Origin of the sequence: Pseudomonas sp. RW407 (assembly GCF_003176655.1) — a bacterium.
Classification (GTDB): Bacteria; Pseudomonadota; Gammaproteobacteria; order Pseudomonadales; family Pseudomonadaceae; genus Pseudomonas; species Pseudomonas delhiensis.
This window is the reverse complement of the sequence record NZ_QGSL01000029.1, coordinates 1059226-1068771: the sequence shown is the minus strand read 5'-3', so window position 1 is coordinate 1068771 and position 9546 is coordinate 1059226. Positions and strand designations below refer to the sequence as shown.

At 71.5% G+C, this 9546-nt stretch carries 5 protein-coding genes; all 5 read right to left on the bottom strand.

Annotation, left to right across the window (positions count from 1 at the left end):
* Positions 1-165 precede the first annotated feature (165 nt).
* From DK254_RS05625 to DK254_RS05605, 5 genes are read right to left on the bottom strand one after another with little or no spacing between them, the layout of a single operon-like run.
* Entirely contained in the window at positions 166-966 is an 801-nt protein-coding gene (locus tag DK254_RS05625; protein WP_371921100.1) for a YfaP family protein, read from the bottom strand.
* Between the two features lie 5 nt (positions 967-971).
* Complete coding sequence (locus DK254_RS05620) at positions 972-2609, bottom strand: DUF2300 domain-containing protein (RefSeq protein WP_109932890.1); 1638 nt, start codon at positions 2607-2609, stop codon at positions 972-974.
* Positions 2610-7157, bottom strand: a complete 4548-nt coding sequence (locus DK254_RS05615) for an alpha-2-macroglobulin (protein WP_109932888.1) — start codon at positions 7155-7157, stop codon at positions 2610-2612.
* Complete coding sequence (locus tag DK254_RS05610; RefSeq protein WP_109932886.1) at positions 7154-7813, bottom strand: DUF1175 domain-containing protein; 660 nt, start codon at positions 7811-7813, stop codon at positions 7154-7156. Before DK254_RS05610 ends, DK254_RS05615 begins: the two co-directional genes overlap by 4 nt.
* The gene (locus DK254_RS05605; RefSeq protein ID WP_109932884.1) at positions 7783-9516 is read right to left on the bottom strand and encodes a DUF2138 domain-containing protein; all 1734 of its coding nucleotides are present in this window, start codon (positions 9514-9516) and stop codon (positions 7783-7785) included. The genes DK254_RS05610 and DK254_RS05605 overlap by 31 nt, the downstream gene beginning before the upstream one ends.
* Positions 9517-9546 lie beyond the last annotated feature (30 nt).

Below are 9546 nucleotides of genomic sequence, written 5' to 3'. Positions count from 1 at the left end.
GAGCTTTGCGGCCCCGCCTCACACCGAACGGTCCCCTCTCCCGCTTGCGGGGGAGGGTTAGGGAGGGGGAGCGGAGTTCAGGCCAGGCACCGGCACATCGGCGAAGTCCGCCCTGCCCGCGACTGCTCTTGCTTGCAGCTTGTAGCTTGCCGCTTGCAGCCGCTCTTACGGATAACTAAACCGCTTCACCAAAGTCAGCTCCCCCGGCTGCCGCATCGGCACCAGGAAGCTCTCCTGCTTCTCGTCCGGCGTGCCCTCCTCCGTCACTATCGTCACCCTGGCCGTGGTCAGCGGCTGGGCGGCCTCGACGTTGCCGCTCTCCTCGTCCTGGCTGTAGCCGCCGCCGAAGTAGTTCACGTAGACCAGGTACGCCCCCTTCAGCGGCGTCGGCGTGGCGATGATTTCCGGGCCGTAGCCGGTGGTCACGTCGACGTCCTGGGCGGCGCCGTTGGGCAGGCTGCGGTTGCCGTACCAGACGTGGCCGCCGTCGGGGGTCACCAGGTGCAGGTCGAGGTCGGTGTTGTCGCTGTCCCAGGACAGCAGCACGCGCAGCTTGGCCGGCACCTCGCCGCCGCCACCGCCGTGGTAGAACTGCACGCGCTCGTGGCGCTGGCCGTCCGGGCTGATCACCTCGACGCTGTTGCTGCCGGCCGGGAACGCGTAGGGGCGGTCGAAGCCGCCGTCCTCGCCGATCTTCAACGGCATGGACACGCCATTGACCACCAGGGTCGCCGGCCGCTCCTTGGGCGCGTTGGCGATCTCGCCCCTGATCCGCGCGCTCAGCGCCTGGTCGGCCGGGGTATTCACCGAGGCCGCCGGGTAGTTCACCGTCTGCCGGAAGTTGGCGCCCTCGCCGTTGCCGGGGCGCCAGCCGCCCAGCGGGGCGTCCAGGCGGATGCCCGGCTCGGTGGCCTGGGCCAGGCCGGCGGCGAGCAGGGAAAGGAGCAGGTAGGGACGCAGCGTCATGGCGGTCATTCCAGTATCAGGCGGCGGGCGAGGCTTTCGACGAAGTCCTCGTCCTGGCCGTTGGGGTGCGCCTGGAAGGCCAGGTGCAGGTATTCGTGGGTGAGGTCGAGGCGGTCCTGCAGCGAATACAGGCCGCGCACGTAGATGCGCTGGCGCTCGCGGTCGACGTAGGGGCGGCCCGAGGCCAGCTGGCAGACAGCGAAGCTCTGCAATTCCTCGTAGCCCGGCTCGCCTTCCAGGCGCGGGCGCCAGCCACGGCGCTGCTTGCGCAGCCAGTCCTCGGCGGCGGGCAGCGGCTGGCAGGCCGCCAGCGGGTTGCTCCAGGCGCTCAGGCTGGCGCGCGGGAAGGCGCGGGCGAGGATGGCGTCGAAGCGCAGGCCGCTGGCCGCCTGGGCCTTGGCCTCCTGCCAGGAGAGTTTCGCCGGGCCGGCCTGGTCGGCGTGGTAGGTGACCGGGCTGCCGGCCAGCACCAGGCCGTCGGTGAAGGCCGCCACGGCGCGCATCGGCGCCGTGGCCGGGCGCGGGGCGACGCGCTGGCGCTGGCTACTGTCGTCGATGTCCAGGCAGTCGCCGTGCTGCGCGCCGTTCTGCAGCAGGTAGCTGCGGATGGCCACCGCCAGGGCGCGGGCGGCTTCCACCGGGGTGGCCGCGGCTTCGCGCTGCAACACGCGGGCGACGTATTCCTCGCGCTCCAGCCGGGCCACCAGCCGGGGCTTGCCGTCGCGCAGGAGGAAGAGTTCGCCGTCGCTGTGGATATCCAGGTCGTTGCCGTTCTCGAAGCTCACCCGGTAGCTGCCGTTCAGGCTGCCGGGCGTAGCCGGGCGGCCCTGGACGTCGAGCACCTCGTGCAACGGGTAGCGGCTGAACAGCGGCACCGCCACGCAGCGCCCGGCCTCCCGCGGCCAGGGCGCCGGCAGCAGCGCCCCCAGCGCCTCGGCATACTGCGCCAGCAGCGTCTTGCTGGTGCCGGGGCCGGACACCCAGACCGGCGTGCCGTCCACCAGCCAGCCGGCGAAGCCGCCACGGCGCGCCTGCGGGTCGCGCTCGTCGAGCCAGCTCCAGGTCTTCACCCGCAGGCGCCCGCCAAGACTGGCCAGGGCGCGGCCGTCGTCGGCGTTCACCACCACGTCGAGCAGCACGCGGCGCGCCTCGTCCTGGGCCGGCAGGCGCGTCAGCACGTCCAGCAGTTCGCGGACCGGCACCTCGGTCTGCGGCTGCAGGCGCTCGAGGTCCTGCAGCCAGGCCGGCGCCCGGCGTTCCCGCCAGTACTGGCGCCAGGCCGCGGCGTCCAGGCCCAGGCGCGCCGGCTGGAAGTACAGCCCGCAGGATTTCACCAGCGCCTGGTCGCGGCCGATGCTCTGCCCCGCCGAGCAGCAGTAGACCTCCTCGCGGGACTGGCCCTTGCAGGCATAGGCCGGCTCCTGGCGCTGGTTGTCCACCAGCCAGGCGAAGACGAACAGCTTCCACAGGCTGCCCAGGGGCGTGCGCAGGTCCGCCGGCAGCGGCTCGCGGGCCAGCACCTGCTGGCGGTCCAGGCGCAGCAGCTGGTCGCCCTGGGCGGTACGCCAGGCGAACTGCACGGGCGGCTCCGCCGCCGCGCACAGCGGCAGCAGGAGCAGCAGCCAGGCCAGGCGCTGTCCCATCTACTGCACCTTGACCCTGGCCAGCGCCGGGTTCTGCTCCAGGGCCTGCTCGGCGGGCGCGTACATGCGCACATAGCGCGCCGGCGGCAGGGCGAACTCGCCCTTCTGCGAGAAGCGCACCAGGTGGCGGAAGCGCAGCTCGCCGGCGAGGCTGTCCACCGGGATGCCGTAGTGCAGGTCGCCCGGCTCGTTGCGCGCGCGCTCCAGGCTCATCGCCTCGGTGCCGCCCAGGCCGCTGACCTGGATGCCCCAGGTGGTGCGCTCGACGTCGGCGCCCGGCGGCAACGGCACTTCCAGCATGCCGTAGCGCAGGGCGGTGGGCTGCTCGGTCTTCAGCGTCACTTCGTCCAGGTACAGCTCGTCGCTGGACAGCGGCTTGTCGCCCAGCTCCTCGACCTTGAACGCGAAGGCCTTGTCGCCCGGCACCAGGCGCAGCAGGCGGCGGCTGATGCTCACCGGCAACTGGCTGGCCGGGGCCTCGGCGCTGCGGAAGCTGAGCGCGGCGTTGAGCGGGCGCGACGGCGGGCTCTGCAGGGTCAGTTCGGCGGGCACGCCCTGGCCCTGCCACTGCCAGTAACGCTCGCCGCTAGGGCCTTGCTGCTCGAGCCAATCCTTGCCCGGCTTCAGCGTTTCGGCAGCCGGCGCCTGGGCCAGGGCGCGCTGCAGCCAGGTCAGCGCCAGGGCGCGTTCCAGGGTCGACTGCTGCGGGCCCAGGCGCGCCAGCAGGGCGCGGGCGCGGTTGACGTCCGCTGCCGCCAGCGACAGCTGCACGGCCTGGGCGAACGGCTGGTCGCTGTTGTTGACCTTGAAGCGCGCCCCATCCAGCTGCTTGGCGAAGGCCGCCGGCAGCGGCACCTTGGCCTGCTGCGCCAGGTTCGCGGCCAGTACCCGCGCCACCGCCAGGCCGAGGCTGGAGTCCGGCTCGGCCATCACCAGGCTGACGTCGGCGTCCGCCGGCAGCTTGGCGTCCTCGCCCTCCCCGGCCTTGGCCAGGTCGTCGAGCAGGCCGCCGACCAGGGTCTGCACCGGCAGTTGCATGTCTCGGGCGAAGCCGAGGATCAGCGCGCGCTGCAGCAGCGGCGTCTGCTCGGCCAGCTTGGCGTAGAGGTCGAGCACCCGCTGCCAGTGTTCCGCCGGCAGGCTGATCTGCAGCGCGCGGCTGGCGTGCCAGTCGGCGTAGTAGGCGTAGGCGGTGAGGAAAGCGTCGCTGTCGGTGTTGTCGCCCCACCAGGTGAAGTAGGCGTTGGGCCCGGCCATCTGCACCAGGCGCAGGCGGCTGTTCTGCATGATCAGGCGCAGGCGGTCGCGCACCCGCGGCTCGCCGCCGGCCAGCAGCGGGTAGGCCACGCTCAGCGGCAGCAGGCGGCTGGCGGTCTGCTCGACGCAGCCGTAGGGGTAGGCCAGCAGGTCGTCGAGGCTGCCGCGGAACAGCGCGCTGGCGCTGTCGTCCAGGCGCAGGCGGATGTCACGGGCGTCCGCCGGCAGTTGCAGCGGGCTGTTCTGCCCGGCCAGTTGCAGGCTGCGCGCTTGCAGCACCTGCCAGCCGTCGGCGGCCAGGGCGAAGCGCACGCCCAGGCTGTCGCGCAACTGGCCGTCCTGGCGCAGCTCGGCGCTCCATTCGCCATCGCTCAGCGCCTGGGCCGGCAGGCGCACGTAGTTCACGCCCCTGGCCAGCTCCAGCGCCTGGGTCTGTTCCTGGCCGGCGTAGCGCACCAGCAGCTCGGCCTTGACCGCCTGCTCGCCCTGGTTGAAGACGAACAGGCCGAGGTCCGGCCGGTCGCCGGCGCGGAAGCGCTTCGGGCCGCTCCATTTCAGGTACAGCGGCTTCTCCGAGCGGATGAACTGCTTCTTCTGGCCGACCTGGCCGTCGCCGTCCATGGCCCGCGCGGTGATGCGCCAGCGCGTCAGCGAATCGGGCATGCGGAAGCTGAAGCGCGCCTTGCCCTGGGCGTCGGTGACCAGCTTCGGCTCCCAGGCGGCGGTGTCGACGTCCTCGCGGCGCGGCCGCTCCAGCACCTTCACCCCGCGCTCGCTGCGGTTGCTGCGCCCCGGCGCGCTGGCGTTGCCCGGCAGGGCCACGTCGTAGCTGATGAAGGCCAGGCTGGCGCTGGTGCGCACGTTGTTGCGCCGCGGGTGGTAGAAGAACTGGTCGATGCCCGGGGCGATCTCCGGCTGCAGGGCGTAGATCATCTCGTCCACCACGCCCACCGCCACCTGGCTGGACACCGGCTTGCCGGCGTAGCTGGTGGCCAGGTCCACGGTCACGGTCTCGCCCGGCTCGTAGCGTTCCTTGTCGGTGGCGATGGCGATCTCCACCTGCGGCACCGTCACCTTGATGCCGGCGTTCTGGAAGCTGTAGTCGCCGCCGCGGGTGTAGAGCACCGAGAAGGTCAGGTTCGGCGAGAAGTCCGGCTTCACCGGGATGCGCGCGCGGTACTGGGTGGGGTTGAGCTTCTCCAGCTTCAGCCAGTCGCCGCCCCTGGACAGCAGCGCGGTGGCCTCGACCTTGTCGCGCTCCAGCGACAGCAGCGCGTCGTCCACCGGCTCGGGGAAGGTGATCAGCGCCAGGGCTTCGTCACCGGCCTGGTACTCGGCCTTGTCGAGGACGATTTCCACGGTGCCGGGCACCGCCTTGACGCCCTCTCCGCTCACCGAGTGGCCGGTGCCGCCGAGCAGTTGGCCCTGGGCGTCACGCAACTCGATGCTGTAGGTGCCGGGCTTGGCGAAGGCGATGGCGAACTTGCCGTCGCCGGCCTCGCCGTCACCCGTGGAGCGGTCTTCCAGGCGCACCCAGCGGTAGCTCTTGGGCTTGAGTTCGGTGGGCTGTTCCGGCGCGTAGCTGAACTCGACCTGGTCGCCCACCGCGCTGAAGCGCTGCGGCGCGGCCAGGCGGTAGCGCGCGGCGCCGCGCTCGATGAGGATTTCCTTGCTGGTCTTCACCCGGTAGGCGGCGCCGTCGCTGGCGAACACCGTCAGCAGGTAGCGGCTGGGCTTGTCCGCCGCCGGCAGCTCGATGGCGGCGCGGCCCTGGGCGTCGGTGGCAAGCTCGGTGCTGGTCAGCTCCACCGGGAACTGGCCGAGGTACTGCAGTTCGTTGTCCACCATGGACAACTGCTGGGCGCGCAGGCTCAGCTGCAGCTTGGCGTTGGCCACCGGCTTGCCGTCCGGGTAGAGCAGCACCAGGTTGCCCTTGACCGCCTCGCCAGTGCGGAAGTCCGGCTTGGCCAGGTCGAGGGAGATCTCGAAGTGCGGCTTGATGTACTCGGCCACGCGGAAGGCGCTGCTGTAGGTCTGCCCGCGGTAGTCGAAGCGCAGCTCGTAGCCGCCGGCCACGGCGTTGTCCGGCAGCTGGAAGCGGCCGTTGCTGCCGGCTTTCGGGTCCAGCTGCAGGTCGAGGGTCTGCAGGGTGGTGCCGGCGGCGTCGATCACGCTCAGCTTCACCGGCGCCGCCTGGGGCGCGGCGGAGTCGCGGGCGCTCTTGAACTCGCGGCCGTAGATCTTCAGCGCCACCCAGTCGCCCGGGCGGTACAGCGGGCGGTCGGTGAAGGCGTAGAGCTTGGTGTCGTAGATCTCGCTGTCGTAGTAGAAGTTTTCCGAGACGAAGACGCCGCCCTCCTTGTCTTCGCCTATCACGAAGGAGCGCTCCGGGCTGGCGTGCTGCAGGCGCAGCAGGCCCTCGGCGTCGGTGCGGCCGCTGCTCATCACGCCCAGGCCGTCGGTCCAGAGTACCTGGGTGTCGGGCACCGGGGTGCCTTCGTGCTTGCGCGCCGACCACACCAGCAGTTCGTTGCCGGCGATCTTGCTCACCGCCACCGTGTTGGAGACGAACACCACGGTGGTGGCGCGGTACTTGCCCACCAGCGCCTCGACCAGGTACAGGCCGGGCTTGAGCTTGCCCAGGGGGATGTAGACGTTGCCCGGCGAGACGTTGATGAACTCGCTGGAAGAGCCGGCCAGCTGCACGTCCTTCGGCGGCTCTATGGGCTTGGCGTCCCACAGCGGGTAGCGGAACTGCTCGACCATCGGCAGCCCGGGAATCGGCGCGTACTGCGGCTGCGCGTCGTAGGGCGTGGGCGCGCTCATGGCCTGGCCCATCTTCAGCTCCGGCACCACCTCGGTGACCTGCTTGCGCGACTCGTAGGAGAAGGCGCGCTGCATCACCCGCCGCGACTTGCGGTACCAGTTGTCCCACAGGTAGGCCAGGGTGTTGGCCAGGCCCTCGCCCTTGAACTGCCCCTCGGCCAGCACCCGGTGCAGGTTCTTCTGGCGCTTGAGGAAGTCCAGCGGCTGGTCGATGCGGTAGACGCGCATGTCCACCCCGCCGTAGGCCTCCATGCGGTAGCGGCGGTAGTCGCGGCCCGGCGCCTCCAGGCGCACGCGGGCCTCCTCGTCGGTGGCGAAGCTGCTGTCGGCGAGCAGGAAGAAGGACTCGCCGCTGACCGGCGCGTAGTTGCTCGCCGGCACCTCGTCGTCGGCCCGCAGCGCCTGCGGCGCGCCCAGCAGCAGGCCGCCCAGGGCCAGGCCGGCGCACACCGCGAGCAGCTTCATCGGGCGAGGAACGACAAGCGGTACACGCCGACGAAGTTGGGGTTGGCGGGGTCGGGTATCCATCGGGTGTCCTTCCATGTCATGAGTTGTTGCAGGCTGACCGAGCGCATGCCGTTGTCGGTCGGCGTGCTGCTGCCGGTGTGGTAGGCGATGTTGCGGCCCATCCAGATCATCAGGTGCTGGTCGTCGCCCTGGTCGAAGAAGATCAGGTCGCCCGGCCGCGCCTGGTTGAGGTCGCGGCCGACGAGGGTGCTGTTGTACTGGATAAGCTTGATGGCATTGACGTAGGGGCCGACCTGGCCGCCGCCCTGCCGCCAGTTCTGCGCCAGTGTGCGCTGCGCGTCGGTGAGCGCCAGCTCCGGCGGCAGGTAGCGGTTGGACAAGCCGTTGGCGCGCAGCCACCTGGCGTCGTGGGGCTTGAGCGCCTCGTTGGCGGCGAAGCGCACCAGGCCCGCGCAGTCCTGCTGGTGCCAGCGCGGGCTGGGGCCCTGGCGCAGCTGTTCCTCGGCGATGCGCACGAACCAGGCGCGGAACACCTGGGACTGCTCGGGGTCGAGCGCGGCGCTGCCGGCCTGGGCCGCCTGGGCGGCCCACAGGCCGAGCGCCAGCAGCAGCGCCCGTGGCCTCACAGCGCGCGCCACTGCAGCGGCAGCCATTGCCAGGGTTGTTCGGCGTGGCTGCCGGCGGGCAGCCCGAGGGCATAGCCGCCATGCCCGGCCAGGGCCTTCAGGCGCGGCAGCAGCAGGCTGTCGGCGGCGTTGCGGAACACCGGCTCCATGTCCTGCGGCAGGCTGTCCAGGGTCTCGCGCTGCAGCAGCGTGGACAGCGACTGCGGCGCCAGGTAGGCCGGCACCAGGGCATCCCTGGGCAGCACGTCGGCCAGCGGCGGGAAGCGCTTGTCGAGGGTGCCCAGGGCCTTGTCCAGCAACTGGTCGTCGAGGGAGAACAGCAGGGTGCTGCCCTGCCGCGCCAGGCCGACACGGAAGAAGCCGCGGCCGCTGACGGCGTCCGGGTCGGCCGCATCGGCGGCGGCGTACTGGCCGAAATTGGAGCTGACCTGGCGCAGCCACTTGTGGGTATCGCCCTGGTTCTGCTCGTCCACCGGGAAGTTGCCGCCCTCGGCGTTGGCCTCGTAGGCGCCCACCAGGCTGGCGAACAGCCTGCCCAGGTCAGCGTCCAGTTCCGGGCCGGGCGGCGCGCTGAGCGTGGCCACCAGCAGCGGCGTGTACAGCCGCGAGTCGGCGTACCAGCACAGCCCGGCGGCGCCGGACAGGTGCTCGGAGAAGGCCGCGGCCATCTTCTGCTCGGCGCCCAGGCGCACCAGCAGGCTGTCGTACAGGCCCGGGGTCAGCGGCAAGGCCACGCAGGCGCTGGCGCCCATGGGCATGGCCTGCCACACGGGGGTGAAGTCCAGGTCCGGCTGGCGCTCCACCGGGTTCAGCGCCAGGTAGCTGTTCCAGCCCTTGGCGTCCTTGTCGAAGCGCACCCCGGCGAAGGCCGGGATGAAGCGCTGGTAGCCCATGGCCAGGGCACCGGCGCCGAGGCTGACGCGCTGGCTCAGCTCGCCGCGCGGGCCCAGGCCGAAGGCGCGGGGGAAGGCCTCGTCGTCGCCGCCCAGCAGCGCGGCCAGGTCGGCGCCGACCTGGGCGTCGGCCTCGCCCATTTCATCGTCGGCGGCCTGGGGGAAGAGCATCTTCGGGTTGGACAGCAGCACCAGGTAGTCGCCGCTGGAGGCGAACAGCAGGGTCTTCTGGCCGTTGTAGCGCAGGCGGTAGACGCCGGCGCCGCCCTTCAGCTCGCCGACCTTGCGCAGCTGGCTGTCGTCGGCGGCGAGGTGCGCCAGGGGCTCCAGCAGCCTGGCCAGGCCACCGCGCTTCATCACCACCAGGAAGTCGCGCAGGCGGCCGTCGGCGCCGCGCCACAGAGCGACCTGGGCCGGCTGGTCGAGCAACTCCTCGACCAGGTTGTCCTTCAGCGTCAGGTCGTGTTCGTAGACGATGCGCCGCAGGCTGCCGGCCAGGCCGAGGCGGTCGCCGTCGTTCTCGTAGTAGAAGACGAAGTCCTCGGTGAGGGTGTCGCGCAGCAGCGGCACCTCCAGCAGCTCCTTGGGCAGGCGGGCGAGCGAGGCGCTTTCGATCAGCGCGTCGGGGTGCCTGATGTCGCGGCCCTGGGCGTTGGCCGGCGGCGCCTCCAGCCCCGGCAGCGGGCCGCTGGGCGGCGCGGTGACGACGTAGCGCAGCAGCAGGCCGCCGAGGACCAGCAGCACCAGCGCCAGGCCGCCGATGATCAGCGGCCAGCGCTTCACGCCGGGGCTGTCGGCGGCGGGAGTGGAGGGACTGGGGGTGGTGTTGTCGCTCATGCGTGCTCGATCCTGTTGCATCCCTGGCAG